23 protein-coding genes are annotated in these 23,849 nt (G+C 72.3%); 11 read left to right on the top strand and 12 right to left on the bottom strand.

Annotation, left to right across the window (positions count from 1 at the left end):
• Window positions 1–197 precede the first annotated feature (197 nt).
• The 3 genes from LH62_RS15105 to LH62_RS15095 all read left to right on the top strand — a co-directional run bounded on the left by LH62_RS15105 (window position 198) and on the right by LH62_RS15095 (window position 2,755).
• Complete coding sequence (locus LH62_RS15105; protein ID WP_052214530.1) at window positions 198–752, top strand: hypothetical protein; 555 nt, start codon at window positions 198–200, stop codon at window positions 750–752.
• Complete coding sequence (locus LH62_RS15100) at window positions 749–1,255, top strand: hypothetical protein (protein ID WP_043362597.1); 507 nt, start codon at window positions 749–751, stop codon at window positions 1,253–1,255. Before LH62_RS15105 ends, LH62_RS15100 begins: the two co-directional genes overlap by 4 nt.
• Window positions 1,256–1,405: 150 nt before the next feature.
• Window positions 1,406–2,755, top strand: coding sequence for an IS1182 family transposase (locus LH62_RS15095; RefSeq protein WP_043362595.1), 1,350 nt, complete (start codon window positions 1,406–1,408; stop codon window positions 2,753–2,755).
• Between the two features lie 106 nt (window positions 2,756–2,861).
• On the opposite strand, the gene LH62_RS15090 is transcribed toward LH62_RS15095, so the two are convergent.
• Window positions 2,862–3,758 (bottom strand): hydroxymethylglutaryl-CoA lyase, encoded by an 897-nt coding sequence (locus tag LH62_RS15090; protein ID WP_043362593.1) that lies wholly within the window; start codon window positions 3,756–3,758, stop codon window positions 2,862–2,864.
• A complete protein-coding gene (locus tag LH62_RS15085; protein ID WP_043362590.1) occupies window positions 3,755–4,966 on the bottom strand; it encodes a CaiB/BaiF CoA-transferase family protein in 1,212 nt (403 codons plus the stop codon). The genes LH62_RS15090 and LH62_RS15085 overlap by 4 nt, the downstream gene beginning before the upstream one ends.
• A gap of 275 nt (window positions 4,967–5,241) precedes the next feature.
• Here LH62_RS15085 and LH62_RS15080 point away from each other — a divergent pair, with 275 nt between their 5' ends.
• Both LH62_RS15080 and LH62_RS15075 read left to right on the top strand, forming a co-directional pair.
• Entirely contained in the window at window positions 5,242–5,433 is a 192-nt protein-coding gene (locus tag LH62_RS15080) for a hypothetical protein (RefSeq protein ID WP_043362588.1), read from the top strand.
• Window positions 5,430–6,824, top strand: coding sequence for an amidase (locus LH62_RS15075; protein WP_043362586.1), 1,395 nt, complete (start codon window positions 5,430–5,432; stop codon window positions 6,822–6,824). The genes LH62_RS15080 and LH62_RS15075 overlap by 4 nt, the downstream gene beginning before the upstream one ends.
• Window positions 6,825–6,830: 6 nt before the next feature.
• Here LH62_RS15075 and LH62_RS15070 read toward each other — a convergent pair whose 3' ends face one another.
• Both LH62_RS15070 and LH62_RS15065 read right to left on the bottom strand, forming a co-directional pair.
• Window positions 6,831–7,796: an NAD(P)-dependent oxidoreductase gene (locus LH62_RS15070; RefSeq protein WP_043362584.1), complete on the bottom strand. Its 966-nt coding sequence runs from the start codon at window positions 7,794–7,796 to the stop codon at window positions 6,831–6,833.
• On the bottom strand, window positions 7,796–8,581 hold the full coding sequence (locus LH62_RS15065) for a class II aldolase/adducin family protein (protein WP_043362572.1): 786 nt from the start codon (window positions 8,579–8,581) through the stop codon (window positions 7,796–7,798). The genes LH62_RS15070 and LH62_RS15065 overlap by 1 nt, the downstream gene beginning before the upstream one ends.
• A 237-nt stretch (window positions 8,582–8,818) precedes the next feature.
• Between LH62_RS15065 and LH62_RS15060 the strand changes: the two genes are divergently transcribed.
• The gene (locus LH62_RS15060) at window positions 8,819–9,244 is read left to right on the top strand and encodes a helix-turn-helix domain-containing protein (protein ID WP_043362570.1); all 426 of its coding nucleotides are present in this window, start codon (window positions 8,819–8,821) and stop codon (window positions 9,242–9,244) included.
• Window positions 9,245–9,269: 25 nt separating this feature from the next.
• On the opposite strand, the gene LH62_RS15055 is transcribed toward LH62_RS15060, so the two are convergent.
• The 8 genes from LH62_RS15055 to hrpB all read right to left on the bottom strand — a co-directional run bounded on the left by LH62_RS15055 (window position 9,270) and on the right by hrpB (window position 19,109).
• Window positions 9,270–10,130: a glucose 1-dehydrogenase gene (locus tag LH62_RS15055; protein ID WP_043362567.1), complete on the bottom strand. Its 861-nt coding sequence runs from the start codon at window positions 10,128–10,130 to the stop codon at window positions 9,270–9,272.
• 76 nt (window positions 10,131–10,206) lie between these two features.
• Window positions 10,207–10,998, bottom strand: a complete 792-nt coding sequence (locus tag LH62_RS15050) for an enoyl-CoA hydratase/isomerase family protein (RefSeq protein ID WP_043362566.1) — start codon at window positions 10,996–10,998, stop codon at window positions 10,207–10,209.
• A complete protein-coding gene (locus tag LH62_RS15045) occupies window positions 10,991–12,892 on the bottom strand; it encodes an acyl-CoA dehydrogenase family protein (protein WP_043362564.1) in 1,902 nt (633 codons plus the stop codon). The genes LH62_RS15050 and LH62_RS15045 overlap by 8 nt, the downstream gene beginning before the upstream one ends.
• 46 nt (window positions 12,893–12,938) lie before the next feature.
• The gene (locus LH62_RS15040; protein WP_043362560.1) at window positions 12,939–13,208 is read right to left on the bottom strand and encodes a hypothetical protein; all 270 of its coding nucleotides are present in this window, start codon (window positions 13,206–13,208) and stop codon (window positions 12,939–12,941) included.
• Between the two features lie 69 nt (window positions 13,209–13,277).
• A complete protein-coding gene (locus LH62_RS15035; RefSeq protein WP_043362558.1) occupies window positions 13,278–14,621 on the bottom strand; it encodes a HAMP domain-containing sensor histidine kinase in 1,344 nt (447 codons plus the stop codon).
• A gap of 122 nt (window positions 14,622–14,743) precedes the next feature.
• Window positions 14,744–15,424: a response regulator transcription factor gene (locus LH62_RS15030; RefSeq protein ID WP_043362555.1), complete on the bottom strand. Its 681-nt coding sequence runs from the start codon at window positions 15,422–15,424 to the stop codon at window positions 14,744–14,746.
• Window positions 15,425–15,454: 30 nt separating this feature from the next.
• On the bottom strand, window positions 15,455–16,531 hold the full coding sequence (locus tag LH62_RS15025; protein ID WP_043362553.1) for a trypsin-like peptidase domain-containing protein: 1,077 nt from the start codon (window positions 16,529–16,531) through the stop codon (window positions 15,455–15,457).
• A gap of 103 nt (window positions 16,532–16,634) precedes the next feature.
• Window positions 16,635–19,109, bottom strand: a complete 2,475-nt coding sequence (gene hrpB, locus LH62_RS15020) for an ATP-dependent helicase HrpB (protein ID WP_043362550.1) — start codon at window positions 19,107–19,109, stop codon at window positions 16,635–16,637.
• 243 nt (window positions 19,110–19,352) lie between these two features.
• Here hrpB and LH62_RS15015 point away from each other — a divergent pair, with 243 nt between their 5' ends.
• The 5 genes from LH62_RS15015 (at window position 19,353) to LH62_RS14995 (ending at window position 23,777) form a co-directional block, all read left to right on the top strand.
• Complete coding sequence (locus tag LH62_RS15015; protein ID WP_144404500.1) at window positions 19,353–19,601, top strand: hypothetical protein; 249 nt, start codon at window positions 19,353–19,355, stop codon at window positions 19,599–19,601.
• 60 nt (window positions 19,602–19,661) lie between these two features.
• Window positions 19,662–20,012: a hypothetical protein gene (locus tag LH62_RS15010; RefSeq protein ID WP_043362547.1), complete on the top strand. Its 351-nt coding sequence runs from the start codon at window positions 19,662–19,664 to the stop codon at window positions 20,010–20,012.
• Window positions 20,013–20,159: 147 nt separating this feature from the next.
• Window positions 20,160–22,202: a protein-disulfide reductase DsbD gene (locus LH62_RS15005; protein ID WP_043362545.1), complete on the top strand. Its 2,043-nt coding sequence runs from the start codon at window positions 20,160–20,162 to the stop codon at window positions 22,200–22,202.
• 52 nt (window positions 22,203–22,254) lie between these two features.
• Window positions 22,255–22,890, top strand: coding sequence for an isochorismatase family protein (locus LH62_RS15000; protein ID WP_043362544.1), 636 nt, complete (start codon window positions 22,255–22,257; stop codon window positions 22,888–22,890).
• Between the two features lie 5 nt (window positions 22,891–22,895).
• Window positions 22,896–23,777, top strand: coding sequence for a polysaccharide deacetylase (locus LH62_RS14995; RefSeq protein ID WP_043362541.1), 882 nt, complete (start codon window positions 22,896–22,898; stop codon window positions 23,775–23,777).
• Window positions 23,778–23,849 lie beyond the last annotated feature (72 nt).

Here is a 23,849-nt window from a genome sequence, read left to right as displayed (position 1 = left end):
AAACCGCCGGTCGAGCCAGCCGGAAAGCTCGCCCCATCAAGGGTTTGCAGCGTATTACTGGAACGCCATCATCAACCTCTCGCCCAAACCCGCCATTTATGCGAAACACGGCGCGCATGCGGGGGGAAATGCTCCAGCCGCGCCGGCAACTCCGGCGGGAGGGACAAGGCCCGCAATTGCTCAGGAAGGGCCAGGTGATGACCGAAACCAACAGGCGGCCGCGTCGCCGCCCCGCTGCCGCGCCGGTTGCGCTGCTGATGGCCGGCGTGCTCCTTGCCGCTCAACCCGCAAGCGCCTTGCCGCGCTGCGCCGCCGAGACGGACCAGACCGTCTTCGAGATCGAGGCGCTGAAGACCGAGCTGATGGTGGTCGCCACCACCTGCAAGCAGGAAGACCGCTACAACGCCTTCGTCCAGAAGTACCAGCCGGCCCTGGCGCAGAACGGCCGCGCCTTCGGCCAGTACTTCATCCGCACCCATGGCGGCACCCGCCCCGGCCAGCGGCAGAACGACATCTACATCACCGAGCTCGCCAATGTGCGCTCGAACGTCGCCCGCTCGCTCGGCAGCGATTTCTGCTCGCGCAATGGCGGCCTGTTCGACGAGGTGATGGCGCTGCAAAGCTCGGACGACCTGCCCGGCTACGCCGCCGGCAAGGACCTGCTCTCCTCCGGCGCCACCGCCTGCCAGGGCGCGCCCGCCCCTCGCGCGGCCACCCCGGCCCGCCGCACCGCTGGAACCCATCACCGATGAGCCTCCGCCTCCCCCTCGCCGGCCCGCTCGCGCTGGCCGCCCTGCTCGCCGCCTGCGCGCCGCAGCAGCAGGCCCGCCAGGCCGCGCCGGGCGCCCGCCTCTATGCGAACGACCTTGCCGGCGGCGCCAAGACCTGCACCGTGCCGCAGGCTGCCGTGCTTTCCGCCGGGCAGCAGGTCGAGAGCACCATGACCGTCGACAATGATGGTGGCTGGTGCGGCATCACCGTCGCCCAGGCGGGGCCCAAGCCCTTCGCCTACGGCACGGTGCAGAGCCGTCCGCAGAACGGGCGGGTGCATATCCACACGGTCGGCGACAACACGCGCGTGGACTACATCCCGAACGCCGCCTTCGGCGGGACGGACAGCTTCGCCGTCCAGCTGAAGCCGGGCAATGCGACGATGCGCGTGGCGGTCAACGTGACCTACACGCCGCCGCCGGCCCCGCTCGCTCCGCCCGCCCAGCCGCCGCGGCAGAACCGGGCGCCGGCGCGGCGCCGCTAGGGCAAACTCCGATCAGATGAATCATCTGATCGGAGCAATTGCTCGCGAAAACAAAAGGCTAGAGCGGGTTCCGTAAGCCAGTGCGAACGGAAACCGCTCTAGCAGCTTGTCGGATTCCCATCTGGCCTGAAATGGGCGAATCTGGCGGGCATGACAGGGTTCATTCCGTTCAGCCGCGAGCAGGCCTTTCTGCTGCCGCCGGATGCCAAGGACTGGTTGCCGGCGGACGACGTGGCGCACTTCGTAGTGGCGGCGGTGGACCGGGTGCCGCTCGGCGCCTTTGCGGTGCGGCCGATCCCGGGCGGCAAGGCGCAGTATCACCCGCGCCTGCTGCTGGCGCTGCTGATCTACTGCTATGCGAACGGCATCTTCTCCTCGCGGCGGATCGAGCGGGCGACCCACCGCGACATTGGGGTGCGCTACGTGGCGGCGAACCTGCACCCCGACCACGACACCATTGCCGCCTTCCGCCGGGCCAACCGCGCTGCCTTCGAGGCGGCCTTCCTGCAGGTGCTGCTGCTGGCGCGCGAGAGCGGCCTGCTGCGGCTCGGGACGGTTTCGATCGACGGCACCAAGCTCGACGCCAACGCCTCCAAGATCCGCTCGGTGCGGTATGACCGCGCCAAGGCGCTGCGCGTCAGGCTCGCTGCCGACATCACCGACCTGACCAACCGCGCCGAGGCGGCCGACGCTGAGGCCCAGCCCGACCCGCAGGCGCTGCCCGCTGAGATCGCCAGGCGCGAGGCGCTCAAGGCCAAGCTCGATGCCGCCTGCGCCCGGCTGGAGGCCGAGGCCCGTGCCGAAGCCGAGGCCGCCCGACCCGAGTATGACGCCAAGCGCGCCGCCTACGAGGCCAAGACGGGCCGGCGGGGCCGCCCGCCCAAGCCGCCCAAGGACGATCCGCCGCCCGAGCGGCAGTCCAACCTCACCGACCCCGACAGCGCGCAGATGCGCCTCTCCGACGCCCATGAGTACCGCCAGGCCTACAACGCCCAGGCTGTGGTCTGCGCCGAGGGCTCGCAGCTGATCCTCGCCACCGGCGTCGTCGCCACCTCGGCCGATGCGCCGAGCTTTGCCGCAACCATCCTCGGCATGGAGGGCGGCATCGGCCTGCCACAGACCGTCCTCGCCGACACCGGCTTCGCCTCAGGCGAGGCAGTTGCCGCCCTCGAGGCGCACGGGATCGAGCCGCTGGTCGCCATCGGCCGGACCCAGCCGCACCGCGCCTACGACTTCCGGCCGCCACCCCAGCCCAGGACGCCACGCCGCATCACCGAGCCCTGGCGCCTCGCCATGGTGGCCAAGCTCGAAACCCCTAATGCCAAAGCCCGCTACGCCCGTCGCAAGCAGACCGTCGAGCCCGTCTTCGGCACCATCAAGTCAGCCCTCGGCTTCACCCGCTTCCACCTCCGCGGCCTCGCCAAGGTCACCAGCGAGTGGACCCTCGTCGCCCTCGCCTACAACTGCCGCAGGCTCCACAACCTGCGGCTCGCAGCCTGATCGCGCCTCAACCCTCGGCCTGACACCAAGTGCAAATCCGACAGGCTGCTAGAACGGGTGGGTCCGGGGGAAGGCGCTTCCCCGGACCCCTTTCGCTGTCTCCCGGCTACGCCGCCCTGCGGACGGCGGGGACGCGGCGCATCGCACCGCCGGGGATGGCGCCCGGCACGGCAGCCGCCATGTCCGCGGCGACGAGCAGGCGGTCCCAGGCGACGCCCGTCTCGATGCCCATCCGGCCGAACATCCAGGCGACGTCCTCCATGGCCACATTCCCCGTCGCCCCCGGCGCGAAGGGGCAGCCGCCGATGCCGCCCGAGGCCGCGTCCATCACCCGCACCCCCGCCTCATAGGCCGCGACCACATTGGCGACGCCCATCCCATAGGTGTCGTGCCCATGGAAGGCGAAGCGTTTGCCCCAGGCCGCGATGGCACGCTCGAAGATCCGCCGCACCTGGTCGGGCGCCGCATTCCCCGTGGTGTCGCAGATGGCGACCTCCATCTCCGGGTCGAGCGCCACCACCTGCTCCACCAGGTCGAGCGTCGCCTGCTCCGGCACCACGCCCTCGAAGGGGCAGTGGAAGGCGCAGGAAAGGTTGAAGCGGATCGGCGTGCCCTTCGGCGCCTCCCGCACGATGGCCGAAAGGTCGGCCAGGCTCTCCGCCCGGCTGCGGTTCAGGTTCGCCTTGTTGTGGCTCTCGGTCACCGACATGAACAGTCCGAGCCGGTCGGCCCCGGCCGCCATGGCCGCCTCGAAGCCACGCCGGTTCGGCACCAGCACGGTGCATTCCAGCCCCTCGAGCTGCTTGGCGAATTGCAGCACGGCACCGGTATCCGCCATCTGCGGGATGGCCTTGGGCGACACGAAGCTGCCCACCTCCATCCGCCTGAGGCCCGCCTCGTAGCAGGCGCGGACCAGCCCGATCTTCGTCTCCGTCGGCACGAAGGCCCCGATGGATTGCAGCCCGTCGCGCGGCGCGACCTCCGACAATGCGACCCCGCTCATCCTTCGCCCTCCTTCAGCAATTCTTCAAAGACATGCCGGTTGTGCGCCCCCGCGGCCGGCCCCGTCCAGCGCACCATCTCGCGCGGCGCGACGCCGTCGAAGCGGAAGGGCGCCGCCGGGTGCAGCACCGGCCCGAGCAACGGGTCCTCGACCTGCATCACCAGCGCACGGGCGCGGAAATGCGGGTCCTCGGCGCAGTCGCGCATGTCGTAAAGGCGGGAGCATGGCACCTCGGCCCGTTCCAGCACCGCCTCGGCCTCGGTGGCGGGCAGGGTCCGCGTCCAGTCGGCGATCATCGCGTCCAACTCGGCGACATGCTCGCAGCGCAGCCCGTTGGTGGCGAAGCGCGGGTCGGTGGCCGCTTCGGGCCGGCCGATCGCCGCCATCAGCCGGCGGAAGATGAGGTCCGAATTGCCGGCGATGCAGAGCCACTTGCCATCGGCGCAGGGATAGGTGTTGGTCGGCGCCGCCGTCTTGATCGCCGCGCCCTGCGGCTGCCGCACCCAGCCGAACAGCCCGTATTCCGGCAGCATCCCCTCCATCAGCGAGAAGACGCTGCTGACCAGGTCCACGTCGATGACGCGCCCGCGCGCCTCCGGGTTGCCCTTCACCTGCCAGCAGGCCGAAACCAGCCCCATCGCCGCATACATGCCCGCCAGGTCGTCGCTGATCGACACGCCGCAGCGCGGCGGCGGCAGCTCCGTCTGCCCCGGATTGGCGGTGAGGTGCCGCAAGCCGCCCATCGCCTCGCCGATCGCCCCGAAGGCCGGCTTGTCGCGGTAGGGCCCGTCCTGCCCGTAGCCGCTGATGCGGGCAATGACGAGACGCGGGTTCACCGCATGCAGCGCCTCCGGCCCGAGGCCGTAGCGCTCGAGCTGGCCGGGGCGGAAATTCTCGACGAGCCCGTCGGCCCGCGCCACCAGCCGGCGGAGCTTCGCCTTGTCCGCCTCGCTCTTCAGGTCGAGCGTGACCGAAAGCTTGTTCCGCCCGTGCACGCTGAACCACACGGGATGGCCCTCGACGGCGGAGCCCCAGCCGCGCACCGGGTCGCCCTCCGGCGGCTCCACCTTGATGACCTCGGCTCCGAGATCGGCCAGCAGCCGGGTGGCGAAGGGCGCCGCGATGTAGTGCCCCAGCTCGACGATCCTGAGGCCCGCGAGCGGCAGGCCCTGCGGCGATTCCTGTGGCGATCCCTGTGGCGACGGCATTGCTTCCTCCCGCTTGGCGCTGCCCATCCTGCATAGACCCCGCCCGGCGGCGAAAAAAGCGGCCATTGCCGCAACGATATCTTCACCCTCGCGGGCGCATCCTCACCTCAGGCCAGAGATGGTCTTTCGCGCCGCAGCGTCCTGTCCTTTCCCCCCCAATGAAGGCAGGCGTCCTCCCCTCCCGGCGGTGCGCAAACTTGGGGGCGGCGCCTGCGAGGGTTCCGCCCCCTCTTCTTTTGCACCACCATCCCCGCCGCAGCGAGAGGGGGTGCAGGATGACGGACCGGACCAAGACCTTGGCGGAGGCCGCCGGCCTCGACCGCGCCTGGCAGGACCACCGCGCCGATGTGGAGGAAGCGATCGCCCTCGCCGCCCGCTTCCGCGACGCCTTCACCCGTCCGACGAGCTCAGCCGCCGAGCCCACCCCGCCCTACCGCGCGCCGGTGCAGCCCAAGGGCGCCGCATGACCGCGCCGCACGCCCTGCCGTTGGCCGAGGCCGCCGCCCTCATCGCCGCACGCCGCCTTTCGCCGGTCGAGCTGCTGCAATCCTGCCTCGACCGCATCGCCGCAGCGGAGCCGCGCCTCGATGCCATCATCCGCCTCGCCGCCGAGGAGGCGATGGGCGATGCTCGCGCCGCCGAGGCCGAGATCGCGCGGAACGGTCCGCGCGGCCCGCTGCACGGCATCCCGGTCGGGCTGAAGGACATCATCGACCTCGCCGGCCACCCGACAACCTGCCACTCGAAGCTCCAGCTCGACCGCATCGCAGCGGAGGATGCCCATGCGACGGCCCGCCTGCGGGCCGCCGGCGCCCTCTTCCCGGCCAAGTTGGCGACGCATGAGTTCGCCATCGGCGGCCCGGCCTTCGACCTGCCCTTCCCGCCCGCCCGCAACCCCTGGAACCCGGCGCACCACCCGGGCGGATCCTCCTCCGGCTCCGGCGCCGCAGTCGCCGCGCGGATGCTGCCGGCGGCGCTCGGCACCGATACCGGCGGCTCCGTCCGCCATCCGGCCAGCCATTGCGGCCTGGTCGGGCTGAAGCCGACCTATGGCCTCGTCTCCCGCCGCGGCGTCTTCCCGCTCTCCTTCACCCTCGACCATGTCGGGCCGATGACCCGCACGGTGCGCGACAATGCCCTGCTGCTGAACGCCATCGCCGGCCACGACCCCGCCGACCCCGGCAGCGCCCCGCATCCGGCCGAGGACTACGCCCGCGACCTGCATCTCGGTCTGAAAGGCCTCAGGATCGGCTTCGTCCGCCATTTCCACGAGCACGACCAGCCGGCGACGCCCGAGATGGCCGCCGCACTCGAGGCCGCCGCCATGCTCCTCGCCGCCGAGGGTGCGCGGGTGACGACGGCGATCCTGCCGCCGCTCGGCGAATTCGCCGGCGTCAACCGCACCATCATGCTGCCCGAGGCGACCGCCATCCACGAGGCCTGGCTGCGCGAGCGTCCGGGCGACTATGCCCACATCACCCGCCGACGGCTGCTGCCGGGGATGTTCGTCACCGGTGCCGACTACGTGCAGGCCCAGCGCCGCCGCCGCGAACTCGTCGCCGCCGTGGAGGCCGCATTCGCGGAGGTGGACCTGCTGCTCTGCGCCAGCTCCATGGACCCGGCCTGCCGCATCGACGACGCCGCGGAGGTGGAGCGCACCTACCCTCGCCAGGCCCGTACGCCCTTCAACGTCACCGGCCACCCGGCGATCAGCGTGATGTGCGGCCTGAGCCGCGAGGCGGGCCTCCCCCTCGGTCTGCAACTCGTCGCCCCGAGCTTCCGGGAGGCCCTGCTCTATCGCGCCGCCGCCGCCTATGAGCGCGCCGCCCCGTGGAAGGACATGGCGCCGGCGGTATAGGGCCCGTCAGGCGGCGCCGGCCCAGCGGCGGAGATTGCCGCAGAAGATCTCGGCCACGCGCTCGGCCAGCCCCTCCCCGGCCGCCGCGCTGTGCGGCGAGACGATGACGTTCGGGAGGTCCCAGAACGGGCTCCCGGCCGGCAGGGGCTCTTCGGTGAAGACGTCGAGGAAGGCGCCGCATAGGTGGCCCGACTGCAGGGCGGCAAGCAGCGCCCCCTCCTCCACTACGCCGCCGCGGGAAACGTTCACCAGCCCGCTGCCGACCGGGAGCAGGGCCAGGGCCGCGGCGTCGATCAGGTTCCGGGTCGTCTCGGTCAGCGGGCAGGCGAGGATCAGCCAGTCGGCACGCGGCAGGAGCCGTGGCAGGGCGGTATAGGGATGGGCCTCGGCGAGGTGCGGCGGCGGCGGCGCGGCGCCGTCGCGCCGGATGCCGATGGGGCGCAGGCCGAAGGCGGCGGCGAGGCGGGCGATCTCCTGCCCGATCGGCCCGGTGCCGACGATGAGCGCGGTCTGGCTGGCGAGGTCCGGTGGCTCACCCTCGCCGTAGATCGGCTCCCAGGCGTGGCGGGCTTGGGCCTCCATCACCCGCGGCAGGCGGCGGGCGAGCGCGAGCAGCCCGGCGATGGCCGCCTGCGCCACGGCCGGGGCGCTGGCGCCGCTGGCACCGACCACCTCGATGCCGCGCGCCCGCATCGCCTGGTAGGGCGCCATGTCGGTGCCGGCGGAGAAGGTCTGCACGCGGCGGATGTCGGGCGCGGCGAGGACCAGGTCGACGAAGCGCTGGAAGCGCGCGGTGAGGCGGAAGCGGGTGCCGCCGAGGAAGAGGTCGCGGGAGATGAAGGCCATCCCGATGCCTGCGGTACCGGGCAAGGGGCCTTCGGGCGCGACGGGCACCAGCGCCACGCCCGGCAAGGCGGCACGGATGCGCGCGCCGTGCCGGGCCTCGGCGACATCCGAGAGCAGGACGCGCATCAGGTCCGGTAGCTGGGGTCGATGCGGTCGAGCTTCCGCAGCAGGGCCGGCCAGTCGAGCAGGCCGAAGGGCCGGCGGACCTGCGGCTGGTAGTTCATGTAGGTCTTCTCGACGATGTCGTCGGCGACCTTGACCATCGGCGTGTTGCAGGACATCGCCGCGATCTGGGTCTTGCAGGACAGTTCGAGGCGATGGAGGGCATTGAAGGCCTCCGGGATGGTGGTGCCGACGGTCAGCAGGCCGTGGTTGCGGAGGATCATGGCGTTGTTGTCGCCGAGGTCGCGCACCAGCCGCTCCTGCTCGGAAAGGTCGAGCACCACGCCGTTGAAGTCGTGGTAGCTGATCTTGGCGAAGCGCATGCTGGTCTGGGTGTTCGGCAGCAGCCCGCATTCGAGGGTCGAGACCGCCATGCCGGCCCAGGTATGGGTATGCGCGACGCAGGCCAGGTCGTGCCGCGCCTTGTGCACCGCCGAGTGGATGACGAAGCCGGCGCGGTTCACGCCGTAATCCTGGTCGGGGAAGTCCGGCTTCAGCAGGATGTTGCCGTCGTAGTCGACCTTCATCAGCGAGGAGGCCGTGATCTCCTCGTAGAGCAGGCCATAGGCATTGATGAGGAAGGCATCCTCGCCCGGGACGCGGACGGAGACGTGGTTCGCGATCAGGTCGCTCATATGGTAGAGGTCAACCAGCCGGTAGCAGGCGGCGAGGTCGATGCGAGCCTGCCATTCCTCCGGGCTGACCTTATGGCGCAACGAGGGGATGCGGTATTCGGTGCCGTCGAGCATCGCTCTCTTCCTTTCCTGGACGCGGGAAGTATCCCGCACCCGATCCGGAGCTTTGTCCAGCAGCGGCAGCCCTGCGCAATGGATGGAACCTCGCCTGTTCTGACGCCATGCAATTCCATGCCAGCTTAGTATGTTTTCGTAACAAAATGGAACGTTAACGTCTTTTCAATCGTAGTAAAAGATAGTAGGTCAGATAATAATCTAACGGTTGCAAACACCATGCCGCGGATTACCCCGATGCCATCTCCTCCCCTTCCGCAGGAAGGGGAAGCACCGAGGACCAGGCAGAATGCCGAGCCGATCCACCACCGGCTGAAGCAGGCTCGCCTCGATGCCGGCGTAACCCTGGCGCAGGTGGGCGTGGCACTCGGCGTCAGCCCGCAGCAGGTACTGAAATACGAGCGCGGACTGAACCGCCTTTGCGCCGACCGGCTGCCGGTCTGGGCAGCGCTTTGCAACACCTCCGTCGAAGAATTGCTGGGCCATCCCGGGCGGCATGCGCTCACCCATCTCGCCGGCGACGGCGTGATGAACCTGGTCCGGGCCTTCACCGCCATCGGCGACCCCTCGGTCCGGCAGGCGCTGATCGAGACGGCACGGGCCCTGGCCGTGGCCGACCGGCAGCGCCGCGAGAAGCCGGCGCTGCCGCTGGCCGGGGATTGAACCGCCCAGCGGTGCTACCGCCACTTCAAAGGATCGGCTTGCCGCCGGTGACGGCAACCGTCGCGCCCGATACATAGCTCGCCTCGTCCGAGGCCAACATGACATAGACGGGCGCGAGTTCCGCCGGCTGGCCCGGACGTCCAATCGGCACCTCGGAGCCGAAGCTCTTCACCTGCTCGACCGGCATGGTGGCGGGGATCAGCGGCGTCCAGATCGGGCCGGGGGCGACGCAATTGGCGCGGATCCCCCGCTCGGCCAGGAGCTGCGCGAGGCTGCCGGTGAAATTCTGGATCGCCGCCTTGGTCGCCGAATAGGGGATGAGCTTCGGCTTCGGCGTATCGGCATTCACCGAGACGGTGTTGATGATGGCGGCACCGGCCTTCATGTGCGGCAGCGCCGCCCGGGTGATGCGGAACATCGCGTTTATGTTGACGTTGAAGGTGTAATCCCACTCCTCGTCGCTGATCTCGTCGAGGGATTCGCGCGTCATCTGGTAGGCGGCGTTGTTGACCAGCACGTCGATCTTGCCGAAGGCCTTGGCCGTCTCCTCGACGATGCGGCGGCAGACGGCCGGGTCGGCGATGTCGCCTCCGATGAGCACGGCGCGGCGGCCGGCGGATTCGACGAGCCGGGCGGATTCGCGCGCATCCTCCTCCTCGTTCAGGTAGGCGATGGCGACATCGGCACCCTCGCGCGCGAAGGCGAGGGCGACGGCGCGGCCGATGCCGCTGTCGCCGCCGGTGATGATCGTCGCCTTGCCGGCAAGGCGGCCGGAGCCGCGGTAGCTGGCCTCGCCGTAATCGGGCGGCGGGTCCATCGGCGCGTTGCGGCCGGGCACCTGGTCCTGGTGCTGCTCGGGCAGCGGCGGGCGGTGGTCGTCGGGCATGCGCTGGTCCTCCTCGTATGAAGGGCCAACGCGGGGCGCGGGGATGGTTCGGGCGAAGCCGCGGAACGAGGGGCGGTTATTTCCCGCGGAAGACGGGTTTGCGCTTCTCGGCGAAGGCGGCCGTGGCCTCGCGGTGGTCCTCGGTCGCGCTGACGACGCCGACGCAGCTGGCAGCGAAGGCAAGGCCGTCGCGGAAGCTGCTGTTGAGCCCCTGCATCACCATGCGCTTCATCAGCCGGATGCCGACCGTGGGGCCCGAGGCAAGGCGTTCGGCGACGGAATAGGTATGCGCCATGAGCTGGTCGTCGGGCACCGTCCTGTTGACCAGGCCGATGCGCTCGGCCTCGGCGGCGGAGACGAAGTCGCCGAGCCACAGCATCTCCAGCGCGCGTGGCAGGCCGACCAGCCGCGGCAGCATCCAGGCGCCGCCATCGCCGGCGACGAAGCCGACCTTGATATAGGTCTCGGCGAAGCGCGCGCTTTCGGCGGCGAAGCGGAGGTCGCCCATCAGCGCCATGTCCATGCCCGCCCCGGTCGCGGCGCCGTTGACGGCGACGAGGTAGGGCTTGTCCAGCTCCATCAGCGTCAGCGGGATGCGATGGACATGGTCGGTGAGGTACTTGGCGCGGTCCCAGGGCTGTTGGCCGCCGGCGGTGTTCGCCGCCATGCGCTTCACGTCGCCGCCGGAGCAGAAGATGCGGCCGGCGCCGGTCAGCACCACGCAGCGGATGGCATCGTCATGGATGCATTCGCGCAAGGCCTGTTCCCATTGCGCCAGCATCTCGGTGGTGAAGGCGTTGCCGCTGTCGGGCCGGTTCAGGGTGATGGTGGCGATGCCGCCGGCCTTCTCGAAGAGCAGTTCACTCATCGTCCGTTTCCTCCGTCTCGTCCGGCATCCTGCCCGGATCGGCGATGAGGGGCCACAGCCCCGCGGCCCCGGCCCGGCGGGCGCGTCGGCCAAGCCAGCGCGCCCAGCCGGATTCGGTGCCGAATTCGCCCGACCATGCGGCGATGCGGCGGGCGAGCGCCGGATCCTGCCCAGGGATGGCAAGGGCGGCCTCCGCCGCGGCATGGACGCGGAGGCGGGCGCAGGCGATGGCGAAGCGGCCCGGCGCCCGTGCGGCCCGGCGCAGGGCGAAGCGCGCCGCGGCCGCCAGCGCCCGGCTGCGGCGATGGCCGGCCAGGCGCCCGGTCGCACCCAGCATCGCGGCGGCGCGGAACACGGCGCCGAGGGCGCGCAGCTCCCCCGGGCCCAACCCCGTGCCGGGCTCGCCGGCGGCGAGGACGGGCATCTCCTCCAGCAGCACCAGGTCGCGCGGCTCGCCGGCACCGTTGCGGCCCTCGGCGCCGATGGCGGGGCGGCCGGCGAGCACGGTGCGTCGCCCCTCCAGCACGATGACGGCGGCGCTGGCATGCCGGGCCCAGGGCAGGCGATGCAGCCGGCCGGCGAGCAGGCCCTGCCCGAAGCCGGGCGAGTCGCCAGGCAGGACCGGGCCGAGGGTCAGCGGCCCGATGGGTGGGGCGAGCCCCGCCAGGGCCAGGACGTGATGGCCGAGCAGCGTCTCGGCGATGGGCAGCGGCGCCCCGGCGGCGCCGGCCGCCTCGGCGATGGCGAGCAGGCCGGGCAGCCCTTCCCCATCCCCACCGAGTTCCGGCGGCAGGGCGGCACGGAGCACGGGCCCATCCTCCAGCGCCGCCCAGAGATCGGGATCGAAGCCGGAGGAGAAGCGTCCGTCGAGCAGCCGCGCCGTCTCGGCGGCGAGAGGATGAGGAGGGCGGGCAGGGCGGCGAGGGCCGGGAACGGGCGGCAGGAGGGGTGGCGGCTCGGCCGGGACGGGACGGGCCTCATCGGGCAGCAGGCGGTGCAGGGCGGCGGGGATGGCCTCCGCCTCCGCCGCGGCCAGGGCGGCAAGGCCGGGCGCGGCGCGGCCGGCACGGGCCAGGCCCATGGCCTGCAAGGTGGCGCACCCGGCCAGGAGGCGGCCGAGCACCGGCTCCGCCTCAGCCGGGCCGTCGGCGGCGGCGAGCGCGGCCAGCAGCGGCAGGTGGCGCAGCCAGCCGCCGGGCGCTCCCCGGGCGATGCCGGCAACCTCCCGCCAGATCGCCAGCCCCGCCTCGGGCGGCCCGAGCAACCGGTCCCCGGCAAGGAAAACGCCGTCGAAGGCCAGCAGGTCGGCGCCGAGCGGGGCGATGCCGGGCAACGCCAGGTCGACAAGGAAGAGGCTGAGGCCGGGCCCCTGGTCATCGCCGGTCCGGGCGAGCAGGACCAGACGGCCGAGCGGGTCGCCGACCAGCCGGCAGCGGCCGCCAAGGCGCCAGCCGCCGCGGTCCGGCCGCGCCAGGCAGCGCGGCGCGCCGCTGCCGGGCAGGGCGGCTTCGGTGGCGGCTTCGGTGAGGCCGATGCAGGCGGAAAGGCGTCCGGCTGCGAAGCGGGGCAGCAGCTCCCGCTGCTGCTCCGGCGTCCCGGCGGCGAGCAGCAGCGGGCCGGCGAGCCATTCCGCGACCCAGCTCGCCCGCAGCGGGGCGCCATGGGCGATCAGCTCCTCGGCAATGACATGTCGGTCGAGGGCGCTGCCCTCCTGGCCGCCGAGGGCGCGTGACCAGCAGGTGCCGAGCCAGCCCCGTGCGCCGAGCCGAGCGGCGAAGCGGGGATCGGCCGGCCCGAAGCTGCCAGCTGCCGGATCGTACTCGCCCGCGGCGATCGCGGCCGAAAGGAAGCCGCGCAACTCACGCCGCAGTTCCGCCGCCTCGGCCTGCCTCATCCCTGCCCCTCCGCCATCGCGGCGAGGTTACCCGAGCCGGGCGGCCTTATCGATCTGAGGTGCTGGCCTGCGCGGCGCGAACGGCGCGGCGCAGCTTGGCGATGCCGACCCGCACATGACCGTTGCCACAAAGCCGCATGCCTTCGGCGGCAAGCCTGCGCGAGGGCTCCTGCGCAGCGGCGGGCATGTCGGCCAGGCGGGCGGCGAGGCTGCCGCAATACTCGACGGTGTCGGTGGTCACGCGCGGGCCCGGCTCGGCCGAGGCGGACATCGCCAGAACCAGGAGCAGCGCAGGCGGCGTGACGAGGCTTTGCATGGCTTGCCACAATGGGGCCGGTCGCCTCATCCGGTGATGGGCGGAGGATGACGCTTCGGTCATGGCGGCTCAGGGCTTCGGCAGACGCAGCACGACGCGGAGCCCGGGCGGCGCGCGGCCGGGGGCGGCATCCTCGAGCCGCAATTCGCCGGCATGCAGATGAACGACCGCCTGGACCAGGGAAAGGCCGAGGCCGGAGCCGGGCGTCGCGCGAGCCTTGTCGGCGCGGAAGAAGCGCTCGCCCGCATGGGCACGGTCCTCGGGCGAGAGGCCGGGCCCGTCGTCGCAGACCGCGACCTCGATCGCCGCCGGCAGGGTATGGGCCATCAGCCGCACCGTGCCGCCGGGCGAGGTGAATTTGATGGCGTTGTCGAGCAGATTGGCGATCGCCTGCAGCAGCAGGTCGCGGTCGCCGACGAGGTCGAGCCGTTCAGGCAGCTCGGTGGCGAGCTGCTGGTTACGCGCCTCGGCGGCGACCTCGTAGATCTCGGCGGCATCGGCCAGGACCGGGACGAGGTCGAAGGGGGCGAAGGCGGCGCGGCGGGCGCCCGCCTCGGCCTCCGCGATGCGCAGCAGGGCCTGGAAGATGCGGCTGATGCCGTCGAGATCGGCGATGCCCTGCTCGATGGCGGCGCGAAGCGTCGCCTCGTCCGGCGGGACGCCGGGCCGGGCCCCTTCCGGCGCCTCGGAGACCGCATCCTCCAGCTTGGCGCGGGCGCGGGCGATGGGCGTGCGGAGGTCGTGGGCGATGGCGTCCGAGACGCCGCGCACGCCCTCCATCAGGGTCACGATGCGCTCCAGCATGATGTTCAGCGTCTGCGCCAGCCGGTCGAATTCATCGCCGCGGCCGGAAAGGGCGACCCGGGAGGAGAGGTCGCCGCCGGCGATCGCCGCCGTGGTGGCGAAGACCGGGCTCATCCGCGCCTGCAAGGCATGGCGCAGCAGCCAGGCACCGAGCAGGGCGAAGAGCACCACCGCACCGGAAGCCCAGAACACCCCCTCGGTCAGCAGGCGGCGGAGCTGCTCGCGTTCCGACTCGTCGCGGCCGACGATGAGGCGGAGGCCGGGCAGGTCGATACGATGCAGCCGCGCCTCGGCGGCGATGCCGTCATGCAGGACGCGGGTGCGGAACCAGGACCCCTCGTCGGGGGGAGCGTTCGGCCAGCGGTCGAGATTGCCGGCGAGGCGGCGAGTGCCCTCCGCCTCCATCAGCAGGTAGATCGACTCGTTCTCCACATCGACGGCGAGCCGTTCCTCGATCGCCTCGGCAAGGCCGGTAGCGCCCGCCTCGCGCCAGCGTTCGGCGAGTGCGATGGCGTCGGCGCGGACGGCGGCATCGGTCTGTCGGTCGAGCGCCCCCGCCGTAGCCCACCAGAGCACGGCAACGAGGGCGATGGCGGCGGACGCGAACATCGCCGCGAAAAGCAGAGCGAAGCGGAAGCCGGCACTGCGCAGCAGCCGCGGCGGCCCGAGGGCGAGGCTTGGGGCGAGGCTTGGCGACAGCGGCTGATCGCCGCGGCGATTGGCGGCCCGCTTCAGGGCTCGGCCCGGATCATGTACCCGGCGTTGCGCACCGTATGGATCAGCGGCTTGTCGAAGCCTTTGTCGAGCTTCTGGCGCAGCCGGGAGACATGCACGTCGATGACGTTGGTCTGCGGATCGAAATGGTAGTCCCAGACCTTCTCGAGCAGCATGGTGCGCGTCACCACCTGGCCGGCATGGCGCATCAGGTGCTCCAGCAGGCGAAACTCGCGCGGTTGCACGTCGATGCGCTTGCCTGCGCGCGTGACGGTGCGGGAAAGCAGGTCGAGTTCCAGGTCGGCAACCCGGAGCTTGGTCGCCGGCGCATCGACCGAGGGGCGGCGGCCGAGCGCCTCCACCCGGGCCAACAATTCGGCGAAGGCAAAGGGCTTGGTGAGATAGTCGTCGCCGCCGGCCTTCAGCCCCTTCACCTTCTCATCCACCGCCGAGAGGGCGGAAAGGAAGAGCACCGGGGTACGGTTGCCCTGGCTGCGCAGCGTCTCCACCAGCCGCACGCCGTCGACGCCGCCGGGCAGCATGCGGTCGAGCACCAGCATGTCGAATTGCTCGGAAGCCGCGAGGAAGAGGCCGTCGCGCCCATTGGTCGCGTGCTCGACGGTATGGCCGGCCTCCTGCAACCCCTTCTTCACGAAGCGGGCGACCTCGGCATCGTCCTCGACCAGCAGAATGCGCATGGCGGCGGGTGTCCTTGTGGATGCGGTATGTTAACCCTGACCCGGGCGACGGCCAACCTGGACGGGCAGCTCGCGCTCCCGGCCCTCGCGCAGCACCGTGAGGCGGACGGTCTGGCCGGGCGGCACGGCGGCGACGGTGCGGACCAGGGCGCGCGAGGTCTCGACCCGGTCGCCATTGATGGCGACGACGATGTCGCCCTGGCGTAGCCCGGCGCGGCCGGCCGGGCTGGTGCGCTCGACCCCGGCGATGAGCACGCCGCGGCGGGCGGGGCGGCCATCCTCCGGCACCAGGTCCTGCACCGAGACGCCGAGCCAGCCGCGCTCCACCCGCCCGTCGCGGCGGAGCTGCTCGATCACCGGCCGGGCGAGGTCGGAGGGCGTTGCGAAGCCGATGCCGGCCGAGGCGCCGGAGGGCGAATAGATCGCCGTGTTGATGCCGATCACTTCCCCCTGGGCGTTGAACAGCGGGCCGCCGGAATTGCCCGGGTTGATGGCGGCATCGGTCTGGATGAAGTCGTCGAAGGGCCCGGCGCCGATCTCCCGCCCGCGCGCCGAGACGATGCCGGAGGTGACGGTGCCTCCGAGGCCGAAGGGATTGCCCGCCGCCAGCACCCAGGAGCCGACCCGCGTCGTCCCCGAACTGCCCCAGGACACGGCGGCGAGGCTGTGCGGAGTCTCCACCTTCAGCAGGGCGAGGTCGGTCAGCTCGTCGGAGCCGACGATGCGCGCGGTCAGCTCCGTGCCGTCCTGCAGGGCGACCACGACGCGGCTGGCGCTGCCGATGACGTGGTTGTTGGTGACGATGAAGCCGGCCGGGTCGATGATGAAGCCGGAGCCGGCGCCCGAGACCTCCTGCCGCCGGTTGCGCAGGCGGTCGCGGAAATAGCGCTCGAGCGGGGTGCCGCGCAGCTCGGGCGGAAGCTGGGCGACGGTGGTCTCGCCGGTGACGGCGATATTGACCACGGCGGGGAGGACGCGCTCGGCGAGATCGGCGAAGTCGGGCAGCAGGCCGCGCTGGGCGCTGGCCGGCCACGGCCTGGTGGCGCAGCCGGTCAGCAGGGTGGCGAAGGCGAGGCCGGCATGGCGGCGCGGCAAGGTGGCGGGCATCAGGGGGACGCGGTCCTCGGGGGAAGGGCGTGGCGGTACTCGTTCGACCCCACTTTGGGAAGATGGATGCGGTCCTTCAACCTCTTCGCGGGTGACGGTCGCTTCATCCGCCGCGGCCGGGCCGGGGCGGGTCGGCGGCGGCGCCGGCCGGATCCTCGGGCCAGTTGTGCTTCGGGTAGCGGCCACGCATCTCCTTCCGCACCTCCAGCCAGCCGCCGCGCCAGAAGCCGGCGAGGTCCCCGGTGACGGCGATCGGCCGGCCGGCAGGGGAAAGCAGCGCGACCTGGAGGGGGATGCGGCCTTCGGCGAGCGGCGGCAGGCGGGTCAGGCCGTAAAGGTGTTGTGGGCGGGCCTCGAGCGTCGGGGTTTCGCCTGCATAGTCGATGGCGGCGCTGCGCCCGGCGGGCAGGTCGAGGCGGGCGGGGAGCGCCGCGTCGAGGCGCCGGCGGCGCTCCCATGGCAGATCCGCCAGCAGCATGTCGGGCAGGTTCAGCCCGGCGAGGTCGGCGAGGCGGGAGCGGCCATGGAGGTGCGGGGCGAGCCAGTCCCCCGCGGTTGAGATGAGCGCGGCATCCGTGGCGTCCGGCCAGCCCTCGCCCTCGACCTCGCGCATCCAGCGGAGACGGGCCTGGAGCTGGCGGGCGGCCGGCGTCCAGGGCAGGTCGCGCAGCCCGCGCTCCGCCACCGCCTCGGCCAGGGCCGCGGCGACCAGCGCGGGGTCGGGGTTCGGCAGGGGCTGCTCCTCCAGCACCAGCGGGCCGAAGCGGAGGCGGCGGCGGGCCAGCATCGCGCCGGCGCGCTGGTCGAAGGCCGCGCCCTCCTCGCGGCGGAAGCGTCCCGGGAAGCGGGCCTCCAGCAAGGCGCGGTCGAGCGGCGCGGCCATGCGGATGCGCGCCTCGGTGCCCTGCAATTCGAGGTCCGCGACGGCGAGGAGCGGCGACTTCGCCAGCGGGTCCGTCGCCCCGAGCCGGGCGCCCTGCCCCGAGGCCAGGCGGAAGGCACCGATCATGACGCCGCGCATGGCGGCGATGCGGTCGGGGAAGCCGGCGGCGAGCAGCGCGCCCGGCTCGCCCTCGGGCGAAGCATTGCCATGCAGGCCGAGCCGGCGCCGGTGCAACGCGGCGGCACGGCGGATGCGGTGGATGGTCGCCCGGTCGGCATTCGGGTGGTCGCCGCCATGCAGCAGGTCGAGCCGGAGGGTGATGTCGCTCGGCACCTCGCGGCCCCGGATCGGGTCGCGCTCCTCCAGCAGGGCGGCGAGGTCGGCGGCCAGCGCCCCCTCCCCCTCCCCTTCGGCTGCCGCCAGCATGCGGGCAAGGCGCGGATGGGTGCCGAGCCGGGCCATGCGGCGGCCGGTCGCGGTGATGCGCCCCTCGGCATCGAGCGCATCGAGGTCGCGGAGCAGGCTGCGGGCGGCGGCGAGCGCGCCGGCGGGCGGCGGGTCGAGCCAGGCGAGGTCGGCGGGCTCAGCGCCCCAGCTGGCCAGGTCGAGGGCGAGGCCGGACAACTCCTCCTCCAGGATCGCCGGCCGGTCCTGCGGGGCGAGGCCGCGATGCAGCGCCTCCGACCAGAGGCGGATGGCAACGCCCGGCGCCGTGCGGCCGGCGCGGCCGGCACGCTGCTCGGCGGCCGCCTTGCTGATGCGCACGGTGACGAGCCGGGCGAGGCCGGTCGCCGGGTCGAGCCTTGGGGTGCGGCGGAAGCCGCCATCGACGACGATACGGACGCCGGGGACGGTCAGCGAGGTTTCGGCGATGGAGGTGGCGAGCACGACCTTGCGCCGCGGCCCGGGCGTCAGGGCCCGGTCCTGCTCGGCGGGAGGCAGCTCGCCATGGAGCGGCAGCACATCCGCCGCGATGCCGGAAAGCCGCTCGGCGGTGCGGCGGATCTCGCCCCAGCCAGGGAGGAAGGCAAGGACATCGCCCTCATGCTCGCGCAGCGCGGTGCGGATGGCGCCGGCCATGGCCTCCGGCAGGTCCCGCGGGTCCGCGAGGTCGCGGGGGCGGTGCTCCACCGAGACCGGCCAGGCACGGCCGAGGGACTCGATCGTCGGCGCCGCGCCCATCAACCCCGCGAAGGCCGTGCCGTCGAGGGTGGCGGACATCGCCAGCAGCCGCAGTTCCGGGCGCAGGCCGCGTTGCAGGTCGAGGCAGAGGGCGAGCGCCAGGTCGGTGTCGAGGTTGCGCTCATGCGCCTCGTCGAACAGCACGGCGGCGACGCCCTCGAGTCCCGGGTCGGATTGCAGGCGGCGGACGAGCAGGCCCTCGGTCACCACCTCGATCCGCGTCGCCGCGGAAACGGCGCGGTCCAGCCGCGTCGAGAGGCCTATGGTGCCGCCCGGGGCGGCTTCGCCCAGAAGTTCCGCCATCCGGCGGGCGGCGGCGCGGGCGGCAACGCGACGGGGCTCCAGCACCAGCAGCTTGCCGCCCTCGGCCCAGGGCTCCTCGCGCAGGACGAGCGGGACGAGCGTGGTCTTGCCGGCACCCGGCGGGGCGATGAGCACGGCATTGGGGCTGGCGCGGAGGGCGGCGGTCAGCGCCGGCAGGGCCTCGGCGACGGGGAGGTCGAGGGGAAGCATGGCAGGGGCATAAGGCCAAAGCGGCGGGTTTGACACCGGCGCGCGACAATTCCCCGGGGTGGCGACATGCGGGTGCGACATGGCCGCGCGAGAACATGCCGCTTCCTCGCGTTCGCGGCACGGACGCCAGGAATCGAAGGGTGTCGATCTGCCGCGAGAAACACGCCCAGGTTGCGAAAAAGGCTTTGCTCGCGGTGCCGTGAAGTGTATACCAAATCCCATCGCGCAAATGTGAGGATGGCCATGCAGACCAAACTCCCCGCTGGCAAAACCCGTCGCCTGCCCGCCGCCACCGCCGATGCCGCCGATACCCGCCGCCGCTCGCTGAGCGCGATGATCGCCCACAAGCGCCGTTGCCGCGATGCCGGCACGCCGGACAGCGCCACGATCTCCAGCATGGTCGACGCTTTCCTCGCCGCTGGCGGTGCGATCACGGCCTGCCCGCCCGCCTATGTCCTGCCGGTGCAGAACGGCGCCGGACGCCAGGGCTGACCCACCCGGCCAGCCCGGACCCGGGCCAGCCTCGCCACCCCGCCAACGGATCACGCCCCCATGTCCGAGATCATCGTCTTCCCGCTCGCCCGCCCGCCTGCCCCCGGGACGCCTCGTGGCGGCGAGGAGGTCGTCACCCTGGCGGATCGGCTCAGCAAGATCGAGCGCAGCGAGAGCGGGGACGAGGCGATCATGGAGTTGCTGGTCGATGCCGAGCTGGCCGCGCTGAACGCCCTCGCCGCCGCGCCGGCCCGTAGCCATGCCGACGTGACCCTGAAGCTCGCCACCCTGCTCCGCCGGGTCGAGGCGGAGGACGAGGGGCTGATGCCGGAGGGCGAAATCGCGCTGCTGCGCTCCGCCCTGCGCGACATGCGGCGGCTGGCCCGGCGCCCGGTGGCGGCGCGGGCCTAAGGGAAGCCTCGCCGCAGGATTGGCGGCGAGGGAAGCATTTCAGCGATGGTTTGAGACCGGCCGGGGGCCGGGGGCGCATCCGGCGTCCCCGGCCCTCCTTTCATTGGGGGCTTGCGGTCGGGGCGGCCCTCCCCCCTTTATCCGGTCATGCGCCGCCTGCCTGCCTTGCTGCTCCTGCTGCTCCTGCTGCCCGGCGCCGGCTGGGCGGCGGAGAGCGCGGCGCAGCGCTCGCCGCGGGCCGAGGCGACGTTGGTGGCGGACCGGGTGGCGGTCGCGCCGGGCGAGAGCGTCCGGCTCGGCCTCAGGCTGAAGCTGGCGCCGGGCTGGCATACCTATTGGCGTCATGCGGGCGATGCCGGCGCGGCGCCCGAGATTGCCCTGACCCTTCCCGAAGGCGCCACGGCGGGCGGCATCGCATGGCCGGCGCCGCGGCGCATCCCGACCGGGCCGCTGATGAGCTTCGGCTACGAGGGCGAGGTGCTGCTGCCGCTCCCCGTCACCGTGCCGGCCAATGCCAACGGCCGCTTCACGGTGGAGGCGGAGGCGAGTTGGCTGGTTTGCGCCGAGCTCTGCATCCCGGAGGAGGGCCGGTTCCGCCTCGACCTGCCGGTCACCGACAGGGGCCGGGCCGACCCGGCGCTGGCGCCGCTCTTCGCCGCCGCGGAGGCAGCGGTGCCGCGGCCTTCGCCCTGGGTGGCGCGGGCGGCGCTGGAGGGCCGGCGGGGCAGCCTCACCCTCAGCGGCGAAAGCCTTTCGGCGGCTGCCCTGCGCGAGGCGGAGTTCTTTCCCGACGAGGCCGGGCTGATCGAGAATGCCGCGCCGCAGCGGCTTGCGGCGCGGGATGGCGCGCTGACCCTCGGCCTCGCCCGGCCGGAGGGAGCTGCGCTGCCGCAGCGCCTCACTGGCGTGGTGGCGCTGGTCGATGCGGCCGGGGTGCGCTCGGCCTATGAGGTGACGGCGCCGGTCGGCGGGGCGGTGGAGGGCGAAGCCCTTCCGCTCTGGCAGGTGCTCGGCTCGGCGCTGCTCGGCGGGCTGCTGCTGAACCTGATGCCCTGCGTCTTCCCCATCCTCGCCATGAAGGCGATGGCCCTCGCCCGGCTGTCCGGCGCGGCACGGCGCGAGGTGCGCACCCATGCGGCGAGCTACACGGCAGGGGTGCTGGCCTGCTTCCTCGGCCTGGCCGGGCTGCTGATCGGGTTGCGCGCGGCCGGGGTCGCGGCGGGATGGGGCTTCCAGTTCACCGCGCCGGCCTTCGTTGCCGGCCTCGCCTGGCTGATGCTGGCGGTCGGGCTGAACCTTTCCGGCGTCTATGCGCTCGGCGGGCCGGCGGGGGCCGGGGCCGGGCTGGCCGCGCGGAGCGGCCATGCGGGCAGCTTCTTCACCGGGGCGCTCGCCGTGCTGGTGGCGACGCCCTGCACCGCGCCCTTCATGGCAGCGGCAGTCGGGGCGGCGCTGGCGATGCCGCCGGCCGGGACGCTGCTGGTCTTTGCCGCGCTTGGCCTGGGGCTGGCGGCGCCCTATGCGCTGCTCGGGCTCTTCCCGGGCCTCGCCGGGCGGCTGCCGCGGCCGGGCGGATGGATGGAGGCGCTGCGCCAGGGCCTCGCCTTCCCGATGTATGGCGCCGCCGCCTGGCTGGCCTGGGTGCTGGCGCAGCAGTCGGGGCCGGACGGGCTGCTGCTCCTGCTCGGCGGGGCGGTGCTGATCGGCTTCGCTGCCTGGGCGCTCGGGCTGGCGCAGCGCGGCGGCGGGCGGATCGGGCGGGTGCTGGCCGGGGCGGCGGCGATCGGCGCCCTCGCCCTGCTGCCGGGTCTTGCCGCCGCACCGCCGGCCGCTGCCGGCACCGAGGCGCGGGCGGAGGCTTGGTCGGCTGCGCGCGTCGCCGCCTTGCAGGCCGAGGGGCGTCCGGTCTTCGTCAACCTCACCGCCGCCTGGTGCATCACCTGCAAGGTCAACGAGCGGCTGGTGCTGCAAAGCGGCACGGTACGGGCCGCCTTCGCCGGGCGCAACCTCGCCACCCTGACCGGCGACTGGACCCAGGGCGACCCGGTGATCGGCGCCCTCCTGCGCGATCATGGACGGGAGGGCGTGCCGCTTTACCTGCTCTATCCGGCCGGTGGCGGGGCGCCGCAGGTGCTGCCCCAGGTGCTGACGGAGGGCATCGTGCTGCGGGCGCTGGCCGAGGCAGGGTGATTCGGCACGCCGCTTGCTGCGAGGACACCGCAGCATCGGCGAGGCGGGACCCATGAGCGACATCTATGCGGCACGCGGCTATGGCAGCCGGCCCATCGGCTTCGGCACCCGGATCGGCGTCGTGGTGGTGGACTTCCAGCGCGGCTTCACCGATCCCGCCTTTCCCATGGCCGGGGCGCCGATGGTGGAGGCTGCCGTCGCGGCCACGGTCCCGCTGATGCAGGCGGCGAAGCGCGCCGGCCTGCCCGTCATCGCCTGTGTCAACGGCTATGACAGCCCCCGCGCCGCGCCGTACTGGAAGGCGGCGCCGGTCTTCGATCTGCTGGCCGGGACGCCGGCGGTGGAGCTGGACCCCCGCATTGCCGCCGCCGCGCCCGATGTGGTGCTGATGAAGTCGGCGCCTTCGATCTTCTTCGCCACGCCCGCCGCGGCCATCCTGACGAAGGAGCGGGCCGATACGGTGGTGATAGCCGGCTGCATCACCTCGGGCTGCGTCAGGGCCAGCGTGATCGATGCCTTCTCGCTCGGCTTCCGGGTGATGGTCGCCCGCGACTGCGTCGGCGACCACGACCTGGCGGCGCATGAGCAGAACCTGAAGGATGTCGAGCGGCGTTATGCCGATATCATCCACGCGGCCACGGCGATCGGCGAGATCGAGCGCTGGGCCCGCGCCAACGACAAGGGATAGGGGACATGCCCAAGGAAATTCTTTGCGCCTTCAGCATCCATTGCGATGCGGTGGCGGGCTGGCTCGGCAGCTACATGGGCGAGGACAGCCCGGGCGACATCAGCCGCGGCGTCTTCGCGGCCGAGGTCGGCATGCCGCGCATCCTGCGGCTATTCGAGCGCTTCGGCCTGACGCAGAGCTGGTTCATCCCCGGCCATACCATCGAAAGCTTCCCCGCGCAGACCGACATGGTGGCGAAGGCCGGCCATGAGATCGGCCTGCATGGCTACAGCCATGAGAACCCCCTCGCCCTCAGCCGCAAGCAGGAGGAGGCGATCTTCGACAAGTGCATCAGCCTGATCGAGAAGCACTGGGGGCGGAAGCCGGTCGGCTATGTCGCGCCCTGGTGGGAGGTGAGCGCGACCAGTATCGAGATCCTGGTCGAGCGCGGCATCGCCTACGACCATTCGCTGATGCACCACGACTGCACGCCCTACTACGTCCGCACCGGCGACGGCTGGACGCCTATCGACTATGCGCAGCCCGCCGAAAGCTGGATGCGGCCCTTCACGAAGGGCCAAACCACCGGACTCGTCGAGATTCCCGCCTCCTGGTACCTCGACGACCTGCCGCCGATGATGTTCATCAAGAAGTTCCAGAACAGCCACGGCTATGTCTCGCCCCATGCGCTGGAGCAGATCTGGCGCGACCATTTCGACTTCATCTACCGCGAGTACGACTATGCCGTGGTGCCGATGACCATCCACCCGGATGTCTCGGGCCGGCCGCAGGTGCTGATGATGCTGGAACGCCTCATCGCCCATATGCTGAAGCACCCGGGCGTGCGCTTCGTCACGCTGGAGGAGATGGCGCAGGACTTCCGGCGCCGCTCGCCTCAGCCCGCCTGAGCGAGGAGGTGGCGGGCGATCGCCAGCCATTCCTCCTCGAGCGTGCCGGCCGGCTTCACCCGGCCGGCACGA

The organism is Belnapia sp. F-4-1 (assembly GCF_000802185.1).
Taxonomy (GTDB): domain Bacteria; phylum Pseudomonadota; class Alphaproteobacteria; order Acetobacterales; family Acetobacteraceae; genus Belnapia.
The sequence above is the reverse complement of the archived record's forward strand: the minus strand, read 5'-3'. Positions and strand labels throughout refer to the sequence as shown.